The organism is Nocardia gipuzkoensis, assembly GCF_021183645.1.
GTDB lineage: Bacteria > Actinomycetota > Actinomycetes > Mycobacteriales > Mycobacteriaceae > Nocardia > Nocardia abscessus.
Map to the genome: position 1 here is coordinate 2,143,178 of NZ_CP089225.1, position 18,281 is coordinate 2,161,458.

The window sequence follows — 18,281 nt, forward strand, 5'->3', positions numbered from 1 at the left end:
TGGCGAGTTGGATCATCCTCGAGGATGAGGGCGGTCCCCGAGTTCGCCTCGGCACCCCAGGGGCATCCCCACTCGGTCAGGACTCGCCGTCCGCCGGACGCGCCACGAGAGCGAGCACGGCGCCGAGCGCCGCCGCCGCGTCGAGGAGTGCACGCGAGCGGGCCGTGATGTTCGCGTCGCGAGCGGCCAGCGCTGCGGCCACCTCGCCGCGCGGTAGGCCGGGCAGCAGTCGTCGCAGCAGGTCGACGCGATATCCGGCGCTGCGGAGCTGGTGGACGATCCGGGCGTCCCGGACCTGAGCAGGCGAGTACCGCCTCGTTCCCTGCGCGGAGACACGATCCGGAACGACGAGCCCCTCGGCGTCCCAGTGCCGCAAGGTCGAAGGGCGCACGCCCAGCGCGGCGGCGAGTTCGGACACGCTCATCGCGTCCGACGCGCGCACGTCGGCGATCGGCTCGGCGGAAATCGACGCCGCCGCCCGCTGGGCGAGTTCCAGATCGGTGCGCTCCCGGTCCAGCCGGGCATGTGCCGCGTCGAGCAGGGCGAGTACCTGGGCGAACGGTCCTTCGTGGACGGCACGAACGATTCGCTTGGCTTCGACCGGGCCGACCCCCACTGCCAGCGCTCGATAGGCGAGCGCGGAACGTAAGTGCAGTTCGCCATATCTGCGATAGCCCGTCGCCGTGCGTATCGCCATAGGCAGAACACCATCGCGCTCGAGGTTACGTATCTGCTGCACGGAGTACCCGGCACGCCGCGCCACATCGACCGTGCGCATCACGCAGTTGCGAGTTTCCACCCAACTTCCCTGTATATCTCGCTCGAAGTCTCCACAACCACCTTAATGATTCGCTGGAGCACATGACCATCGACGAGATCATCGCCTTCGTCTCCGCCCTCGACGGAGTCCTGACCCTCACCCCCCGCCCCGGCGACGGCTCACCCGAAATCAGCTGGGGCGACACCTTCTTCTACTACTCACCCGACGGCGTCGTACCGACCAAGACCCAACCTTTCGCGACGATCGTCACGAAGAACTACCCCGGCGACGAGGAATCCCGCCTCGACCGCCCAGACACCTTCCGCGTCAATATCAACGCAGGCAAAGAAGCCTTCATCCAGTGGACCGGCCACACCCCCCGCGAACCATCCACCGACCACGACCCAAGCGCGACAGATACGGTCATCCCCCACCCGGTCTACAAATCCGCCGGTTGGCTCGCGATAGTAAACCCGGGCCAGCGGACCACCGACCTCACCCGCGAACTCCTCCGCACGGCATACGAACTGGCGCGCTCCCGCCACAACCGACGTACCCCCACCCACCCCTGACATCCGAGACCGCGAGTGGCACATGGTTGCGGCGAAGTGCGAGAAAACCTCTCCACCATGTGCCACTCGCGGGGCTCCCGGGATGATGCCGATCAGCAGCGGAACCCCGATCAACGCGCCGATGAGGGCGCCGATGCCTGCTGGCTGGCCCGCGCGCTGCAGGCGGTACTGGTCACCCGCGTAGCTGATGTCCGCGCCGGTCGGCACGGCGGAGTCGGTCAGTTCCAGGCGACGGCCCTCGTCGGCGACGACGGGCACCAGCGCGATCTTCTGCTCCCCGGCCTGGTGCGCCAGCGAAATGCGCTTCGGTGCGGTCCCTTCCCGCCGTGCACATCGGTGACGGCGTTCGCGCGGTTGACATGGAGTGCGCTCCAGGACCTAGCGTCGGGGCCGATCGAATCCGAAATGCAGGAGGTAGCAGCATGATCGATATTTCCACTCGGCAGCTGGGCGAACTGACGGTCTCCGCGCAGGGGCTCGGGTGCATGGGGATGAGTCACGCATACGGCGCCGCGGACGACGCGCAGTCGATCGCGACGCTGCACCACGCCCTCGACCTGGGGGTGAGTTTGCTGGACACCGCCGACTTCTACGGCGCCGGGCACAACGAGGAGTTGATCGGGCGGGCCATCGCGGGTCGTCGTGACGAGGTGGTCCTGGCCACGAAGTTCGGCTTCGCCAACCGCCTCGGTGAGGCCACCCGGATCCGCGGCGACGCCGCTTACGTACGGCAGGCTTGCGAGGCATCGTTGGATCGGCTCGGGGTCGACCACATCGACCTCTATTATTTGCACCGGGTGGACCCGGAGGTGCCGATCGAGGAGACCGTCGGCGCGATGGCCGAGCTGGTCCAGGCCGGGAAGGTCCGACACCTCGGGCTGTCGGAGGCCGGCGCGCAGACCATCCGGCGGGCGCACGCGGTGCACCCGATCACCGCGTTGCAGAGCGAGTGGTCGCTGTGGACCCGGGATCTGGAGGCGGAGATCGCACCGGTCTGCCGGGAACTCGGCATCGGCCTGGTCCCGTTCTCTCCGCTCGGGCGCGGATTCCTGACCGGCCGCTACAGCTCGGTCGAAGGGCTGGCGGAAACCGACGTGCGGCGCAGCCAGCCGCGTTTCGCCGAGGGCAATCTCGAACGGAACCTGGCGATCGTCGCGAAGCTGAACGAGCTGGCCGCGGCGAAGGGAGTCACCGCGGGTCAACTCGCGTTGGCTTGGGTGCAACACCGAGGCGAGGACGTGGTGCCGATCCCCGGCACCCGGCGGCAGCGGTATCTGGAGGAGAACCTCGCGGCGTCGACCCTCGAGCTGTCCGCCGACGACCTCGCCGCCATCGAGGCCGCCGCCCCGCCCGAGCAGATCGCGGGCACCCGCTACGACGCGACGAGCCTCACCTTCGTCAACGGTTGAGTTCGCCGTGTGACGCGGTACCGGCCGCTGAGTTCGGCCCCGTCACAGCGCCGGGGACGACGCCTGCGCCCAGAACCGTTTCGGGATGCGCCCGGCCAAGCGGGCGGCGTATCCGGCGCGAACCGCGTCCGCCATGGCGGCGGCCATCAGTTCGGGGCGGTGCGCCCTGGTGACGGCAGTGGCCAGGAGCACCGCCGAGCAGCCCAGTTCCATGGCGAGCGCGGCGTCGCTCGCGGTGCCGATACCCGCGTCCAGGATGACCGGGACCTTCGCGTCCGCGACGATCATCTCGATATTGTGCGGATTGCCGATGCCGAGACCGGTGCCGATGGGAGCGCCCAGCGGCATCACCGCCACGCAACCCGCGTCCTCCAGGCGCCGGGCCAGGACCGGGTCGTCGTTGGTGTAGGGCAGCACGACGAATCCGTCGTCGACGAGTTGTTCGGCGGCGGTGAGCAACTCGATCGGATCGGGCAGCAGGGTGCGCTCGTCGGCGACCACCTCGAGCTTCACCCAGTCGGTGTCCAGCGCCTCGCGCGCCAGCTGCGCGGTGAGCACCGCTTCGGCCGCGGTGCGGCAGCCCGCCGTGTTCGGCAGGGGCGCGATGTCCAGCCGCTTCAGCAGGTCGAGCACGCCGGTGCCGCCCGCGGCATCGATGCGCCGCATGGCCACGGTGGTCAGCTCGGTGCCGGAGGCGATCAGCGCCTCCTCCAGCACAGCGAGGTTCTCCGCGCCGCCGGTGCCCATGATCAGGCGGGAACCGAACTCACGGTCGGCGATCCGCAGCGGGGCGTCGGCCCGCCCGGCTGCCGTCGCTGCCTCAGCCACCTTGGACCGCCGTCAGCACCTCGATCTGCCAGCCGCGCCCGACCGGTTCGTCCCAGCGCGACTTGGGGAACACGGCGCCGTCCACCGCGAGCGCGACCCCCTGGCACGGCAGGCCGAGGCGGTCCAGCAACTCGCGCACGGTGAGCGGCTCGGCGAACTCGTGCTCGTCGCCGTTCACCGTGACACCGATGGGAACGGATGACAGCGTCATCGGCTTCCTCCTACAGTCGTCGAAAAGCGTTGCGGGTCGGCTACTTCCGCTTCGGGCAGCGTTGCCCCGCCGAGCAGGCTCGCCACCGCGTCCACCGTGAGCGGCAGTGTCAACATGCCGTTGCGGCCGTGTCCGGTGGCCGCGACGATCCGGTCGGTGAGCCGGCCGATCAGCGGCAGGTTGTCCGGGCTGCCCGGCCGGGAACCCGCGCTGGCCTCGGCGAGTTCGTATTCGCCGATGCCGGGGAACACCGCCTCCGCGTCGGCGATCAGGTCGCGGACGCCCGCCACGGTCACGGCGGTGTCGAAACCCGCTTCGTACTGCGTGGCGCCGACGACGATCCCGTCCACGCGCGGCACCAGATACACCGGCCGTCCGTGCACCCGTGCCCGGATCACCCTGCGCGGCGCCGGAGCGACCCCCGGCCGTTGCCGCAGGCGCAGGATCTCGCCCTTGACCGGGCGGACCGGCAGCTCGGGCCACAACCTCGCCGACGCGGCCCCGGCGGCGAGCACGACTTGGTCGTGCGGAAGTTCCGTCAGCGAGTCTACGGATTCGGCGCGCACCGTGACGCCCGCCGCCACGGCCGCCTGCCGCAGCGCGCCGACGAGCTTGCGATTGTCGACCGCGGGTTCGGTGGGTGCGAGCAACCCCGCGCGCACCGTCCGGGCCAGGCTCGGTTCCCGCTCCCGAACTCCGGCGCGGTCCAACACATGCAACTCGTGCCCGCGTTCGCCGACCCAGTCGGCCACGGTGCGCAGGTCGGCGGCGTCGGCCGCGTCCAGCGCGACGGTCATGGTCTCATCGGCCACGAAGACCGGCACCGCGGTCGCGGCCTCCAGCCGGGCGGCGAACTCGGGCCAGCGGGCCAGCGAGGCGGCGCCGAACGCGAGCACCCGCTCCTCGCCGGGCCAGCCCTCCGACAGCGGTGCGAGCATGCCCCCGGCCACCCAGGAAGCACCGGTCGCGACGGCCGGATCGAAGAGGGTGACCGACCAACCGGCCTCGGCGGCCCGCCAGGCCACGGCGAGCCCGACGGCGCCGCCACCGACGACGGCCAGAGTCCGCATCCGATCCACCTGCCTCCTGTTTCGCATCCCCACGGTAGCGCGGCTACCGTCGAAGGCGTGCAACCCTCCCATCCGAATCGACCCGCCTCGCCGCGGGAGCGTCTGGCGAACGCGCGGCTGTATCTCTGCACCGACGCACGCCGGGAGAAGGGCGATCTGGCCAAGTTCGCCGAGGCGGCGTTCGCGGGCGGAGTCGACATCATCCAGCTCAGAGACAAAGGCTCGCCGGGCGAGGCGAAATTCGGCCCGCTGGAGGCCAGGGCCGAACTCGGCGCGCTCGCCGAATTGAAGGCCGCCGCGCGCAGGCACGGCGGCCTGGTCGCGGTGAACGACCGCGCGGACATCGCGCTCGCCTCCGGCGCCGACGTGCTCCATCTCGGGCAGGGCGACCTTCCGCCCTGGTACGCGCGCCGGATTCTGGGGCCGGACGTGGTGATCGGACGATCCACGCACAATCGCGCGCAGGCCGGGCTCGCCGCGATCGATGAGCACATCGATTACTTCTGCACCGGCCCCATCTGGGCGACCCCCACCAAACCCGGTAGGCAGGCGGCGGGCCCCGAACTGGTCCGCTCGACCGCGGAGGCCCATCCCACCCGGCCGTGGTTCGCCATCGGCGGGATCAACGCCGACAATCTCGCGCAGCTGCTGGAAGCCGGGGCGAAGCGGGTCGTCGTGGTCCGCGCGATCACCGAGGCACGCGATCCGGAGGCCGCGGCGCGCGAGCTGAAATCGGCGCTGCTGGCGAACGCGTGATCGTCGCGGTCAGGAAAGCACCTGCCCGCGGGTGAACGAAAGCGCGGTCTCCACCGCCGTGTTTCCGTTCGACGCCGGTTCCGCGACCTGTGTGCCCGGCTCGTCGACGATCCGGGCATAGTCGCCCGGCCCGGCCGGATCCGAATGCAGCCAAACGAAACCGAGGTCGGCGAGGTCGAGTGTGCGCGGCAGCGCGGCGGCCACCGCGCGGTCGTCACCGATCTCGGCGAGCAGCACCCGCGCGGGCGCGGCGCGCAACGTCGGCCAGGACGCGGCGAAGCCGGGGTGCAGCGGACGGGCCTCGACCTCGTCCTCGGGAACCCAGGCCAATTCGGTGCTCTCGCGATTGCCGGTGGTCGGGAGGGTCATCACCGCGTCGGCGACGACGGTCGTGTAGGTCCAGCCGCTCAGCGCCGACGCCGTCACCCGCTCGCCGCGGACCCGCACGTCGGCGGGCTCGATGCCCGCCTCCTCCCACGCCTCGCGGACCGCCGCGTGCACCGGCGTCTCGTGGCTGTCGCGCGCACCGCCGGGCAACGCCCAGGTCCCGCCTTGATGACTCCAGGGAGCGCGGTGTTGCAGCAGCACCGCCGAGCCGCCGCCGGCGAGCGGAGCGCGCAGCAGAAGTCCGGCCGCGCCGAAGCGACCCCAGTGCCGCAATCCGTCCGGGCCACGCGACCAACCGTCACCGTCACCACGCATCTCGTACCCATCCTCGTCCAGCTACGGCAGTGCCCCACCCCCCGTTTCCTCCCAACCGGGGGTGTTTCACACGCCGCGGCGCCCGTACGACCACAATAAACTCCGCACCAACACGCACGGGTCGATCGGATTCTCGGTCCAACCGTCGAGAAATCCGCTCAGGCGGCCCAAACTGGGGAGGTGGACATGGCTAGCTCCGAGCCGACGACGGCCGAAATCCGGCCGTCGTCCGCGCCCGAGCCCGCCGGTCGGGACATTCCGGGCGGGCTGAGCGTGGCGGTGGTGCGCGAACGTCTCGACCTGTCCAACCTGCGTTCGTTCGCCAATTCCTCACCGGGGCGGCTGATCGCGCTCGGCCTGCTGCTCATCGGCCTGTGCCTGGCCGCGGGTTCGGTGACCGCCGCGACGGTGGGTGACCGGCAGCAGGGCCTGGACGTGCTGCTCTACGACACCGAGCCGGACGCGCACTCGGCGCATCGGCTCTACACCTCGCTGTCGATCGCCGACGCCGCCGCCAGCACCGCCTTCATCGCGGGCGGGCTGGAACCGCAGGCGGTGCGCGACCGCTACACGCAGGCCATGGGTGAGGCGGCCGCGGAGTTGGTGACCCAATCCGACCGTGCCGTCGGGCCGAACGCGGGCATGGATCCGGATGCCCGGCTGCGCACCGGCATAGTTACCGGCCTGCCGGTGTACTCGGGTCTGGTGGAAACCGCACGAACGAACAATCGCAGCGGATATCCGGTCGGGGCCGCGTATTTGAGTGAGGCGTCCAACCAGATGCAGACGACGCTGCTACCGATGGCCGAGGAATTACACAATCATCGCTCGGCGGCGGTGACCGACGCGCAGCGCAACCACGTTCGCCCGCCATGGCCCGCGATCGGCCTGCTCATCCTCACCCTCGGCGTGCTGGTCTGGGTGCAGCGGGATCTGGCGCGCCGCTGGCGGCGGGTGCTCAATCCGGGCCTGCTGCTCGCATCGGCGGCCATGCTGATCCTGCTGGCGTGGACGGTGATCGCGGGTTCGGTGTCGGCGACGTCGATGATCAGCGCCCGCGACGACGGCGCGGTGCCCTCCTCACGGCTGACCGAGAGCCGGATCCTGGCGCAGCAGGCGCGCGCCGCGGAGACGTTGAAACTGGTGCGCCGGGACGCCACCGGCGACTACGACCGCACCTACGACGCGGACATCGAGCGGCTGGCCGATCTGCTCGGCAATTATCCCGATTCCGCGCCCGCGGCGGGCGAGGTGCGCAACGCCGTTCCGGCGCTGGCTCGCTGGCGGGTGGCGCATCAGCGCATGAACGACGCGCTGGCCAAGGGCGATTTCAACACCGCGGCCGTGATGGCGACCGGTCCCGGCGCCGCGGACGCCACCGTGCAGGTGGAGGCGCTGGACCGTTCGCTCGAGCAAGGAATCACCGCCACCAGGGACACCCTGCGCGACAGGATCTCGCAGGCGGCGCGGGTATTGGATTTCCTGGGCGCCGGAGCGATGGTGCTCGGCATTCTGGCGGCATGCTATGTCGGACTGGGCATGTGGCCCCGGCTTCGGGAGTACCGATGAGATCCGCGCGCGGCATTCTGGGAGCTGTCCTCGTCGTGACGGCGCTGGTGAGCGGCTGCACCAGCGATTCCACGGCGCCTGCGCCGACCAAGTCGCCCGTCTACACCGATCCGCCGCTGCCCGCCAAAGCCGTTCCGGTGTTCACCGATTCGCCCGTCCCACTGCCGCCTGGCAAATCGCGATGTGGAGACGCGACCGCCAGCCTGCGCCCGACCGGAGCGGGGAACGCCGCGCGCGGCCCCGCGATCGATGCGATCCGGGCGCGCGGCCGACTGCTCGTCGGCCTGGACACCGGCAGCAATCTGTTCAGCTACCGCGACCCGGTCTCCGGCGCCATCGTCGGCTTCGACGCCGACATCGCCAGGGAGGTGGCCCGCGACCTGCTCGGCAGCCCGGATCTGATCGAGTTCCGCAGCCTCGGCTCCGCCGAACGCGAGACGGCGTTGCAGAACCGCACCGTCGACCTGGTGGCCAAGACCATGACGATCAATTGCGAGCGCCGCGAGAAGGTCGCCTTCTCCACCGTCTATCTGCACGCGAATCAGCGGGTGCTCGCGGTGAAGAACTCCGGTATCCGCAGTCTGGCCGATCTCGCCGGTCGACGGGTGTGCATCGTTTCCGGCACCACGTCGCTGGAGCACATTCGCCGCGACCAGCCTGCCGCCACCATCCTCACCGTGCCGAGCTGGGCCGACTGCCTGGTCGTCCTGCAGCAGCGCCAGGTGGACGCGGTCAGCACCGACGACGCCGTTCTCGCCGGCTTGGCCGCGCAGGACCCGTACACCGAATTGGTCGGCGGCAGCATCAGCGAGGAGCCGTACGGCATCGGCATCCCCAAGGGCGACGACGATCTCGTCCGCTTCGTCAACGGCACGCTGGAACGCATCCGCAACGACGGTACGTGGGTCGGTCTATACCAGAAATATCTTCCCTCGCTCGGCCCCGTTCCTGCTCCGCCCGCCCCCACCTATCAGGACTGACGGGCGAATGAGCACACGGCCCGCCCCCGAGCCCGACCCGGACGAGACCGCCACGGGAGGGCCCGGGTCGGCCGGACATCGCCCGGATGGAGCCGCGCCGAAAGGACTGCACGGAGACTACGAACCGAACGTGAGCGCGGGCGAGGGCGCGGCCGGGCCGCCCGGCCGGATCGAGCCGAACCCGGTCGCGCAGGACCGGGACGCCACCCGCGAGCAGGTCGGCCGAACGGAATCGTCGTTCGGCACGGTCGTGTGGAGCCGGGACGCCGATACGACTGGCGCAGACCAGGAACCGCGGAGGGCGGCCGACCCGGATTCCGCGAAAGCGACATCGTCCGGAGACGACGAGGCAAGCGAACCCGGCCCATCGGCGGCGACCGGCACACCGGATACCGCCGAATCGAGCGCCCGAGCAGCGGAAGACGACCCGGCCGCGACCCGCATGCAGGTGAGACGTACGGACACCACCGCGGGCACGGTCCAGGGAAACCGCGAGCCGAGCCTCGACCCGCCCGGATGCCAGGAAGCACCGCCGCCCGACGCGGAGCAGGATGTCGCGGAACCGGCGCGCTCCACCGACGACGGTCCCGGCACGGTGGCGGTAGACGCACGGGACACGGCGACGCAGGCCGAACAAGCAGGGCAGGACGTGACTCGGCGCACGACGTCCGAACCCACCTCCGCCCCCCTGCGCACCTCGGGCCGCAGCGTGCGCACCGCGCGGACCCGGCCTGCGGTGCGACGGCTCGGCGCGGGACTGGTGCCGATCCCGACCGTGACGCCTGCGGACCCTCGCGACGCCGTCCTCACCGACGCGGTCGTCTCCGAGGGCAGGCGATTCTGCTGGCGCTGCGGCAAACCGGTCGGCCGGGCGACGGCGACCCGGCCCGCGACCACGGCGGGCACCTGCGCGACCTGCGACGTACCCTTCGACTTCCGCCCCACACTGCATCCCGGCGAGATGGTGGCCGGACAGTACGAGATCCAAGGCTGCATCGCCCACGGCGGACTCGGCTGGATCTACTTGGCGATCGACCGCAACGTCAGCGACCGCTGGGTCGTGCTGAAAGGCCTGCTGCACAGCGGGGACGCCGAAGCGCAGGCGGTCGCCATGGCCGAACGCCAGTTCCTCGCCGAGGTGGCGCATCCCAGCATCGTCAAGATCTACAACTTCGTCGAGCACACCGGCGCGGACGGCACACCGGTCGGCTACATCGTCATGGAGTACGTGGGCGGCCGCTCGCTGCGTGACATCCTCGACGCCTGCGAACGCCCGAAGCGCATGCCGGTCACCGAGGCGATCGCCTACCTGCTGGAGATCCTGCCCGCGCTGGAGTACCTGCACTCGACCGGGCTGACCTACAACGACCTCAAGCCGGACAACATCATGGTCACCGAGGACCAGGTCAAGCTCATCGACCTCGGCGCCGTCGCCACCATCGAGGCGTACGGAAACCTGTACGGCACCAGGGGCTTCCAAGCCCCGGAGATCGCGCGCACCGGCCCGACCGTCGCCTCGGACATCTACACGGTGGGGCGCACGCTGGCCGTGCTCACGCTGAACATGCCTTCGGAGCACGGACGTTATCTCGACGGTCTGCCCGACCCGGCCGACGAACCGGTGCTGGCGCGCTACGAGTCCTTCCACCGCCTGCTGCTGTGCGCCACCGATCCGGATCCGCAGCGCCGCTTCCCTTCCGCCCGCGCGATGTCGGCCCAGCTGTCGGGGGTGCTGCGCAAGGTCCTCGCGCTGGAGACCGATACCGAGCACCCGCAGCTGTCCACCGTGTTCACTCCGCCCCGGGCGAGCTTCGGCACCGAGGAGCTGATCAGCCAGACCGACGCTTACGCCGACGGCCGGCCGCGCAGCAGCTTGCTCGACGCTCTCGAGGTGGTGGCGGGATTGCCGATCCCGCTGCTCGACCCGGCCGAGCCGTCCGCGCCACTGCTCTCGGCCGCGGTGCATCCCGAGCCCGCGCACGCGCTGGAGGCGCTGCGCAACGCCCGGGATCGAGCCGACACCGATCCCGCCAACGCCCCGGAAACACTCGATCTGGAACTCACCCTCGCCGAGGCGCGGGTGCGACTCGATCTGCGCGAGTCGGCCACGGTCCTGGATCTGCTCGCCCGGCTACCCCAACGGGAATGGCGGGTGAGTTGGTATCGCGGTATGGCCCAGTTGCTCGACCGGGAGTACGAGCGCGCGTTCACCAATTTCGACGAGGTCTTCCGGGTGCTCCCCGGCGAGCTCGCCCCCCAGCTCGCACTCGCCGCCACCGCCGAACTCGTCCTACAGCACTGGGACTCGCCAGACCCCGAACAGTGGCGCGCCTACGCGGAGAAGGCGTACGAGACCGTCTGGCGCACCGACCGCACCGTGGTGAGCGCCGCCTTCGGGCTGGCCAGGCAACTGGCCACGGACGGCCGGGTGAACCAGGCCGTCCAGGCGCTGGACGCGGTGCCCGCCGCGTCGCGGCATTTCACCACCGCGCGGATGACCGCCGTACTGCTCATGCTCACCGCCGCGCCGGTGGCCGATCTCGATGAGGCCACCCTGCACATCTCGGCGTCGCGGCTGCGGAGCCTGCCCGCGGGCGAGAGTCGCGCGGTGCAGATGCGGGTGTTGGTCCTCGGCGCCGCCTTGGCGTGGCTGCAGGCGGGCAACGAGCCCAGGCGCCCCGACGCCACGCTGTTCGGCGCGCCGTTCACCGAACGCGAACTGAGGGCGCGCACCGAGACGAATCTGCGCACCCTGGCTCGCGGGGCGCCCGACCGCAAGCATCGATACGCGCTCGTCGACCTGGCCAATTCGATTCGCGCGAAGACCTGGATCTAGTCCAGCCGGTCGACCACCCGCCGCGCGGCACGGGCGATGGCCAGTTCCTCGTTCGTGGGCACCACGAGCACCGCCACCGGTGCGTCCCGCGGGGAGATCCGCCGTGCGGCACGGTTTTCCGCCGTGTTGGCCGCCGGGTCGACCTCGATGCCGAACCGGGCCAGGCCCGCCAGGGCGTCGGCGCGAACCTGCGGGCTGTTCTCCCCGACCCCGGCGGTGAAGGTGATCGCGTCGACGCCACCGAGCTCGATCAGGTATGCCCCGAGATAGCGACGCAGACGATGAACGTACACATCGTAGGCCAGCCGTGCGGCTTCGTCTCCGCTCTCGATGAGGCGCCGTAGTTCGCGGAAATCGTTCACGCCGGACAGGCCTTTGATGCCGGAATCCCGGTTGAGCAGCGTGTCGATCTGATCGAGGTCCAGGTGCGCGGACCGCGCGAGATGCGCGACGATGCCGGGATCGAGGTCACCCGGCCTGGTGCCCATCACCAGACCTTCCAACGGGGTGAGGCCCATGCTCGTGTCCACCGGACGCCCGCCGCGGATGGCCGAAGCCGACGCGCCGTTGCCCAGGTGGAAGACGATCTGGTTCAGCTCGCCCGGGTCGCGCCCGAGCAGCTCGGCCACCCGGCCGGACACGTACTCGTGCGAGGTCCCGTGAAATCCGTACTTCCGGATGCCGTGCGCGGCGGCCACTTTGGCATCGATGGCGTAGGTCTTGGCGGCGGCGGGCAGGCCGTGGAAGAACGCCGTGTCGAACACGGCGACCTGCGGCACGTCCGGCAACAGCGCACGCGCGCTCTCGATCCCGGCGAGGTTGGCCGGGTTGTGCAGCGGCGCCAGCGCGGACAGGTCCGATATCGCGGCGGCCACCTCGTCATCGATCAGGGTGGGCCGGTAGAACACCTCGCCGCCGTGCACCACGCGATGCCCGACCGCACGCACGCCCTCCCGCCGCAGATCATGGCCCGTCGCGGCGAACATGTCGAAGACCAGCCGCAACCCGGCAGTATGGTCGGCGATCGGCTCGCGGCGCTCGGTGGTCTCGCCGTCGGCGCGGTGCTGGATCACGCTGTCGTCCTCGCCGATGCGCTCCACGATCCCGGACGCGGCGACCACGCTCGACTCCGGGTCGAGCAGCTGATACTTGATGGACGACGAGCCGGAGTTGATCACCAGCACGAAGTTCTCGGCCGTCTCGCCCATTACGCCTCCTGTATCCCGCGTGGCGACCGCACCCGGCGGGGCGACCACGCTCGCTCAGCAACCACGATCACGACGCGATTGTTCCGCGCCGCCACGCGGACAGCGCCCGCATCAGCCCTCCTGCGCCTGGATGGCGGTGATCGCCACGGTGTTGACGATGTCGGCCACCAGTGCGCCGCGGGACAGATCGTTGACCGGCTTGCGCAAGCCCTGCAGCACCGGCCCGATCGCGATCGCGCCCGCGCTGCGCTGCACCGCCTTGTAGGTGTTGTTGCCGGTATTGAGATCGGGAAACACGAACACGGTCGCGCGTCCGGCGACCTCGGAATCGGGCAGCTTGGTATCGGCGACGGTCGGTTCGATCGCGGCGTCGTACTGGATCGGCCCCTCCACCGGTAGCTCCGGCGTGCGCTCCCGCACCAGCTTGGTCGCGACGCGCACCTTGTCCACGTCCGCGCCGCTGCCCGATTCGCCGGTCGAATACGACAGCATCGCGACCCTGGGTTCGATACCAAAGCGCTCGGCGGTCGCCGCGGAGGAGACCGCGATGTCGGCCAGCTGCTGCGCCGTCGGGTCCGGCACGACCGCGCAATCGCCGTACGCGAGCACCCGATCGGCCAGGCACATGAGGAACACACTGGAGACGGTGGCGACACCCGGCACCGTTTTGATGATCTCCAACGACGGCCGGATGGTGTGCGCCGTGGTGTGCGCCGCGCCCGAGACCATGCCGTCGGCGATCCCCTTGTACACCATCATGGTGCCGAAGTACGAGATGTCGGCCACGGTTTCGCGGGCCCGCTCCACCGTCATCCCCTTGTGTTTGCGCAGTTCGGCGTACTCGGCGGCGAACTCGTCCAGATAGCCGGAGCTGCGCGGGTCGAGCACCTCGGCGGCGGAGATGTCCACCCCGAGTTCGGCGGCGCGGGCGCGCACGGTCATCTCCTCGCCGAGGATGACCAGATCGGCGATCTTGCGCTGGAGCACCCGCCCGGCCGCGCGCAGGATGCGGTCGTCGTCGCCTTCGGGCAGCACGATGCGCTTGCGATCGGCTCGCGCGCGCTCGATGAGCTGGTATTCGAACATTTGAGGGGTGATCACCGAGCTGGGCGGAACGTCGATGCGCCGCAACAGCTCCACCGCGTCGACGCGTTCCTCCATCAAGGCCAGAGCCGTGTCGACCTTGCGCGGGTTGCCCGCGGACATCCGGCCGCGGGTGCGGTAGGCCGCGCCCGCGGTGTCGTAGGTGCCGAGGTCGGTGGTGAGAATCGGCAGCTTGGGCTTGAGACCGGTCATCAGCCGCGCCACCGCGGGATGCGGCAGCAGGCCACCGTTCATGATGATGCCCGACAGCGACGGGAAGCCCTCCGCCTCATGCGCGTTCACGACGCTGAGCAGCACGTCGGACCGATCGCCCGGCGCGATCACGACCACGCCCTCGACCAGCCGTTCCAGGATGTGCTCGGCCGTCATGCCGCCGACCATGATCTTCAGCGCCTCGCGGTGCAACAATTCCGGGTCGCCGCTGTACATCTCGCCGTCGATCGCGGTACACAGCTCGGCCATCGTGGGCGCGATCAGCAAGGGGACCTCGGGCAGCGTCCAGGAGGGGACCTCCAGCGCACCCAGCACCGCGGCCACCTCGTCCAAGCTCTGCGGCTCACAGCGGTTGGCGATGATCGCGACCAGCTGCGCGTGCTCGTGAGCCAGCTCGGACGCGCACAGTTCGGCCAGTTGCCGCACCTCGTCCGGAGTGCGGCCCGCGCCGCGGACCACCAGCAACACCGGGGCGCCCAGATTGACCGCGATCCGCGCGTTGAACCGCAGCTCGCTGGGGCTGGCCACGTCGGTGTAGTCGCTGCCGACCACGACCACCGCGTCGCACAGCTTGGCGACGTCGTGGAAGCGCTGGACGATCTCGCTGATCGCCGCGTCCGGGTCGGCGTGCACCTGCTCGTAGGTGGTGCCGATCGCCTGCGCGTAGTCGATGTCCGCCGTACTGTGCTCGAGCAGCAACTCGAGGATGTAGTCGGGCTCGGTGGTCGAGCGCGTGATCGGGCGGAAGACCCCGACCCGCGCGGTCGTCGCGCACAGCATCTGCAGTGCCCCGAGGGCCACCGTCGACTTACCGGTGTCGCCTTCGGGTGAGGCGATGTACACGGCGGATGGAGCGTTGTCGGCCATGTCCGAGAGCTTAGTGAACCAGGGGCAACCGAGCGGCGCGCGCGAGCCTCGTCACCGGCCGTGCGGCAGAGCGTCGCCCGCCGCCACGCACCGAGCGGCCCCGCCGCGGGACAGCGGCTGAAGCCGCCGTGGTCGGTGTCCCACGCCGCTATAGTCCGGGCATGGCTGAGCATTTTCCGGATCGGCAGTGGGGTTCGCGCACCAACCTATTCGCCCGCACGGCAAGTAGATTTGCGGCTACCAAGGCCGGGTCCCGGCTCGTCCGCGCGATCACCCCGCTGGATCGGGCGGTCCTGGAACGCACCGGCGCCAAGTACACCCTGCTCGGCCCGATCGGCGCGCCGGTCATCCTGCTCACCACCATCGGCCGCAAGTCCGGGCAACCGCGCACCCAACCCCTGCTGTACGTGCACGACGGCGACACGCTCTACGTGATCGGCAGCAATTTCGGCCGAGCCCACCACCCGGCCTGGACCGCCAATCTGCTGGCGAACCCGACCGCGACGGTCGCGATCGCGGGCGAACGCATCCGAGTAACGGCCACCCCGGTCGAAGCCCCCGACAAAGACCCCATCTTCCAGCGCTTCGTAGACATCACCGGCGCCTACGCCGCCTACCGCACCCGCACCACCCGCGACCTGCGCATCTTCGCCCTCCAGCGGGCGTGATCCACGAGTGGCACACCGCTGCGGCATCGGTCGAGCAGACCTCTCCGTGGTGTGCCACTCGTGGAGGTCAGGACAGGGCGCGCAGGCGGGGGGCCAGGTCGCGTTGGAAGAGGTCGAGGAAGCGGCGCTGGTCGTGGCCGGGGGCGTGGAAGACCAGGTGGTTGAGGCCGGCGTCGAGGTAGGGCTTGATCTGGGCGACGGCTTCGTCGGGGTCACTGGCGACGATCCAGCGCTTGGCGATCTGCTCGATCGGCAGCGCGTCGGCGGCGGTCTCCATCTCGATCGGGTCGGTGATGCTGTGCTTCTGCTCCGCGGTGAGCGAGAGCGGGGCCCAGAACCGGGTGTTCTCCCTGGCCAATTCCGGGTCGGTGTCGTAGGAGAGCTTGATCTCGATCATCCGGTCGATGCCGTCGACGCTGCGTCCGGCCTTCGCCGCACCCTCGGCGACGGCGGGCATCAGCTTCTCGGTGTAGAGGTCCATGCCCTTGCCCGAGGTGCAGATGAACCCGTCGCCCGCACGGCCGGCGTACCGTGCGACGAGCGGACCGCCCGCGGCGACGTAGATCGGGATGCCGCCCTTGGGCACGTCGTAGATGGAGGCGCCGACGGTCTTGTAGTACTGGCCGTCGAAGTCGACCCGGTCGCCGGTCCACAGCGCGCGCATCAGGTCGACGGCCTCCCGCAGGCGCGCGAAACGCTCCTTGAACTCGGGCCATTCGCCGGTGTATCCGGTGGCGATCTCGTTGAGCGCCTCACCGGTGCCGACCCCGAGCATGACGCGGTCCGGGTACAGGCAGCCCATGGTGGCGAATGCCTGTGCGATCACCGCGGGGTTGTAGCGGAACGTCGGGGTGAGCACCGAAGTGCCGAGCTGGATGCGGTTGGTGCGCTCGCCGACCGCGGCCAGCCAGGCCAGCGAGAAGGGCGCGTGCCCGCCCTTGTGCCGCCACGGCTGGAAGTGGTCGCTCACGGTGGCGCTGTCCATGCCGTGTTCCTCGGCCAGCACAGCAATCTCGACGAGTTCACGGGGCCCGAACTGCTCCGCCGATGCCTTGTATCCGAGCTTGAGTTCGCTCATCTGCCACGCTCCTCGCGTTTCGTTTCGCCGCCATCGCGATCCGTCCTCGACAGTAGCCAACGCTGCCGCGCTCCGCGCCGACGGCCTGGCGCGGATGATCTTCGGAGTGCCGGCGGCCCATACCGGTCGTTCCGGTTTCGGTCACGGGGCGATAGCGGATAATGGCCGCGTGACCGCAGACGACGAGCCGATCCTGTCCTACTTGACCGATATGGACGGCGTGCTGGTGCACGAGGACCACCTCATTCCGGGCGCCGACAAGTTCCTCGCCGAACTGCGCGCCAACGAGACGCCGTTCCTCGTGCTGACGAACAATTCGATCCGCACCCCGCGCGATCTGCAGGCGCGGCTGCGCCACACCGGCCTCGACATCCCGGAGGAGGCGATCTGGACCTCCGCGCTGGCCACCGCCACTTTCCTGGACGAACAGCGTCCCAACGGAACCGCCTACGTGGTGGGCGAATCCGGGCTCACCACCGCACTGCACGAGATCGGCTACGTGCTCACCGACAGCGACCCGGACTACGTCGTGCTCGGCGAGACCCGCACGTACTCCTTCGAGGCGATCACCACCGCGATCCGGCTGGTCGAGCGCGGCGCCCGTTTCATCGCGACCAACCCGGACCCGACCGGGCCGTCCCGGGACGGCTCACTGCCCGCGACCGGCTCGGTGGCCGCGCTGATCACCCGCGCCACCGGCCGCGATCCGTACTACGTCGGCAAGCCGAACCCGCTGATGATGCGTTCAGCGCTGCGCCGCATCGGCGCGCACTCCCAGTCGACGGTGATGATCGGCGACCGGATGGACACCGATGTCATCTCCGGCCTGGAAGCGGGCATGCGCACCATCCTGGTCACTTCGGGCATCTCCACCCGCGCGTCCTTCGAGGCCTACCCCTACCGTCCGACCATGGTCGTGGACTCCGTCGCCGACCTGATCGGTAAGACGAAGTCCCCGTTCACGGACTGAGCGGGTCGTCCGCGGTGATCGCCTCCATCGCCGCGGACAGCTTGGTGAGCACCTCGACCGTGAGCGCGAGTTGCTCGCGGCCCAGCTCGTCCACGAGCCGTTCGGCCATCACCCTGTGCTGCGGATTGATGCGGCGGACCGCGGCCTGGCCCGCCTCGGTGACTGCGACGAGTTTCGCCCGGCGGTGGGCGGGATTGGGACGGTATTCGGCAAGCCCCTTGTCCACCAGCAGATCCGCGATGCGCTGCACACTCTGGCGGGTGATGCCCATCTCGCGGGCGATCCCGGCGACGGGCAACGGCGCCCGCAGCACCGCGCCGAGCACCTGCCACCAAGCGGCGGTCAGACCCGCCGGTCGCGCCAGCTCCTCGGCCACCGCGAGGAACTGACCGTTCAAACGGAACGACGTGATCGCCGCCGTGGCGAACAACTCCTGTTCGCCGTTCATGCCGCACCTCCCGAGACTCGCGTCGGTGACCC

General features: G+C 70.0%; 17 protein-coding genes. 8 read left to right on the top strand and 9 right to left on the bottom strand.

The window, feature by feature from the left end; genetic code table 11:
- Positions 1-76: 76 nt before the first annotated feature.
- Positions 77-778, bottom strand: a complete 702-nt coding sequence (locus LTT66_RS09870) for a MerR family transcriptional regulator (RefSeq protein WP_233069097.1) — start codon at positions 776-778, stop codon at positions 77-79.
- Between the two features lie 83 nt (positions 779-861).
- On the opposite strand from LTT66_RS09870, the gene LTT66_RS09875 reads away from it, so the two are divergent.
- Entirely contained in the window at positions 862-1,332 is a 471-nt protein-coding gene (locus LTT66_RS09875) for a DUF6194 family protein (RefSeq protein WP_233066125.1), read from the top strand.
- A gap of 422 nt (positions 1,333-1,754) precedes the next feature.
- Positions 1,755-2,741 carry an aldo/keto reductase gene (locus LTT66_RS09880; protein ID WP_233066127.1) on the top strand — a complete coding sequence of 329 codons (987 nt, stop codon included), beginning with the start codon at positions 1,755-1,757 and terminating at the stop codon, positions 2,739-2,741.
- Between the two features lie 42 nt (positions 2,742-2,783).
- Here the strand turns inward: LTT66_RS09880 and thiG are convergent, their stop codons facing one another.
- From thiG to thiO, 3 genes are all read right to left on the bottom strand, one after another.
- Positions 2,784-3,488 (bottom strand): thiazole synthase, encoded by a 705-nt coding sequence (thiG, locus tag LTT66_RS09885; RefSeq protein ID WP_228820167.1) that lies wholly within the window; start codon positions 3,486-3,488, stop codon positions 2,784-2,786.
- 73 nt (positions 3,489-3,561) lie between these two features.
- Positions 3,562-3,780, bottom strand: a complete 219-nt coding sequence (thiS, locus tag LTT66_RS09890; protein ID WP_043699456.1) for a sulfur carrier protein ThiS — start codon at positions 3,778-3,780, stop codon at positions 3,562-3,564.
- Positions 3,777-4,850 carry a glycine oxidase ThiO gene (gene thiO / locus LTT66_RS09895; protein WP_233066130.1) on the bottom strand — a complete coding sequence of 358 codons (1,074 nt, stop codon included), beginning with the start codon at positions 4,848-4,850 and terminating at the stop codon, positions 3,777-3,779. The genes thiS and thiO overlap by 4 nt, the downstream gene beginning before the upstream one ends.
- Positions 4,851-4,907: 57 nt before the next feature.
- On the opposite strand from thiO, the gene thiE reads away from it, so the two are divergent.
- Positions 4,908-5,606: a thiamine phosphate synthase gene (thiE, locus tag LTT66_RS09900; RefSeq protein ID WP_233066132.1), complete on the top strand. Its 699-nt coding sequence runs from the start codon at positions 4,908-4,910 to the stop codon at positions 5,604-5,606.
- 9 nt (positions 5,607-5,615) lie between these two features.
- Here thiE and LTT66_RS09905 read toward each other — a convergent pair whose 3' ends face one another.
- Positions 5,616-6,308: an NUDIX hydrolase gene (locus LTT66_RS09905; protein ID WP_181725015.1), complete on the bottom strand. Its 693-nt coding sequence runs from the start codon at positions 6,306-6,308 to the stop codon at positions 5,616-5,618.
- Positions 6,309-6,494: 186 nt separating this feature from the next.
- Here LTT66_RS09905 and LTT66_RS09910 point away from each other — a divergent pair, with 186 nt between their 5' ends.
- Genes LTT66_RS09910 through LTT66_RS09920 form a run of 3 tightly spaced genes read left to right on the top strand, consistent with a single transcriptional unit; the run spans position 6,495 to position 11,693 of the window.
- Entirely contained in the window at positions 6,495-7,877 is a 1,383-nt protein-coding gene (locus LTT66_RS09910) for a hypothetical protein (protein ID WP_195066310.1), read from the top strand.
- Positions 7,874-8,857: a glutamate ABC transporter substrate-binding protein gene (locus tag LTT66_RS09915; protein WP_233066134.1), complete on the top strand. Its 984-nt coding sequence runs from the start codon at positions 7,874-7,876 to the stop codon at positions 8,855-8,857. The genes LTT66_RS09910 and LTT66_RS09915 overlap by 4 nt, the downstream gene beginning before the upstream one ends.
- Before the next feature lie 7 nt (positions 8,858-8,864).
- A complete protein-coding gene (locus LTT66_RS09920) occupies positions 8,865-11,693 on the top strand; it encodes a serine/threonine-protein kinase (protein WP_233066136.1) in 2,829 nt (942 codons plus the stop codon).
- On the opposite strand, the gene LTT66_RS09925 is transcribed toward LTT66_RS09920, so the two are convergent.
- Positions 11,690-12,901, bottom strand: coding sequence for an acetate kinase (locus tag LTT66_RS09925; RefSeq protein ID WP_233066138.1), 1,212 nt, complete (start codon positions 12,899-12,901; stop codon positions 11,690-11,692). The genes LTT66_RS09920 and LTT66_RS09925 overlap by 4 nt on opposite strands.
- Positions 12,902-13,012: 111 nt before the next feature.
- A complete protein-coding gene (pta, locus tag LTT66_RS09930; protein WP_233066140.1) occupies positions 13,013-15,085 on the bottom strand; it encodes a phosphate acetyltransferase in 2,073 nt (690 codons plus the stop codon).
- Between the two features lie 161 nt (positions 15,086-15,246).
- Between pta and LTT66_RS09935 the strand changes: the two genes are divergently transcribed.
- Complete coding sequence (locus tag LTT66_RS09935) at positions 15,247-15,753, top strand: nitroreductase/quinone reductase family protein (protein ID WP_195097357.1); 507 nt, start codon at positions 15,247-15,249, stop codon at positions 15,751-15,753.
- Between the two features lie 67 nt (positions 15,754-15,820).
- Here LTT66_RS09935 and fgd read toward each other — a convergent pair whose 3' ends face one another.
- Entirely contained in the window at positions 15,821-16,831 is a 1,011-nt protein-coding gene (gene fgd / locus LTT66_RS09940; RefSeq protein ID WP_233066142.1) for a glucose-6-phosphate dehydrogenase (coenzyme-F420), read from the bottom strand.
- 211 nt (positions 16,832-17,042) lie between these two features.
- Between fgd and LTT66_RS09945 the strand changes: the two genes are divergently transcribed.
- Complete coding sequence (locus LTT66_RS09945; protein WP_233069099.1) at positions 17,043-17,801, top strand: HAD-IIA family hydrolase; 759 nt, start codon at positions 17,043-17,045, stop codon at positions 17,799-17,801.
- Here the strand turns inward: LTT66_RS09945 and LTT66_RS09950 are convergent.
- A complete protein-coding gene (locus LTT66_RS09950) occupies positions 17,791-18,249 on the bottom strand; it encodes a MarR family winged helix-turn-helix transcriptional regulator (protein WP_195066304.1) in 459 nt (152 codons plus the stop codon). The two genes, LTT66_RS09945 and LTT66_RS09950, sit on opposite strands and share 11 nt — an antisense overlap.
- Between the last annotated feature and the right edge of the window lie 32 nt (positions 18,250-18,281).

Bases quoted from the DNA above. Each gene is read 5' to 3' on its own strand.
- LTT66_RS09870 (WP_233069097.1), bottom strand. From the start codon at position 778: ATGCGCACGGTCGATGTGGCGCGGCGTGCCGGGTACTCCGTGCAGCAG.
- LTT66_RS09875 (WP_233066125.1), top strand. From the start codon at position 862: ATGACCATCGACGAGATCATCGCCTTCGTCTCCGCCCTCGACGGAGTC.
- LTT66_RS09880 (WP_233066127.1), top strand. From the start codon at position 1,755: ATGATCGATATTTCCACTCGGCAGCTGGGCGAACTGACGGTCTCCGCG.
- thiG (WP_228820167.1), bottom strand. From the start codon at position 3,488: ATGGGCACCGGCGGCGCGGAGAACCTCGCTGTGCTGGAGGAGGCGCTG.
- thiS (WP_043699456.1), bottom strand. From the start codon at position 3,780: ATGACGCTGTCATCCGTTCCCATCGGTGTCACGGTGAACGGCGACGAG.
- thiO (WP_233066130.1), bottom strand. From the start codon at position 4,850: ATGCGGACTCTGGCCGTCGTCGGTGGCGGCGCCGTCGGGCTCGCCGTG.
- LTT66_RS09905 (WP_181725015.1), bottom strand. From the start codon at position 6,308: ATGCGTGGTGACGGTGACGGTTGGTCGCGTGGCCCGGACGGATTGCGG.
- LTT66_RS09910 (WP_195066310.1), top strand. From the start codon at position 6,495: ATGGCTAGCTCCGAGCCGACGACGGCCGAAATCCGGCCGTCGTCCGCG.
- LTT66_RS09915 (WP_233066134.1), top strand. From the start codon at position 7,874: ATGAGATCCGCGCGCGGCATTCTGGGAGCTGTCCTCGTCGTGACGGCG.
- LTT66_RS09920 (WP_233066136.1), top strand. From the start codon at position 8,865: ATGAGCACACGGCCCGCCCCCGAGCCCGACCCGGACGAGACCGCCACG.
- LTT66_RS09925 (WP_233066138.1), bottom strand. From the start codon at position 12,901: ATGGGCGAGACGGCCGAGAACTTCGTGCTGGTGATCAACTCCGGCTCG.
- pta (WP_233066140.1), bottom strand. From the start codon at position 15,085: ATGGCCGACAACGCTCCATCCGCCGTGTACATCGCCTCACCCGAAGGC.
- LTT66_RS09935 (WP_195097357.1), top strand. From the start codon at position 15,247: ATGGCTGAGCATTTTCCGGATCGGCAGTGGGGTTCGCGCACCAACCTA.
- fgd (WP_233066142.1), bottom strand. From the start codon at position 16,831: ATGAGCGAACTCAAGCTCGGATACAAGGCATCGGCGGAGCAGTTCGGG.
- LTT66_RS09945 (WP_233069099.1), top strand. From the start codon at position 17,043: ATGGACGGCGTGCTGGTGCACGAGGACCACCTCATTCCGGGCGCCGAC.
- LTT66_RS09950 (WP_195066304.1), bottom strand. From the start codon at position 18,249: ATGAACGGCGAACAGGAGTTGTTCGCCACGGCGGCGATCACGTCGTTC.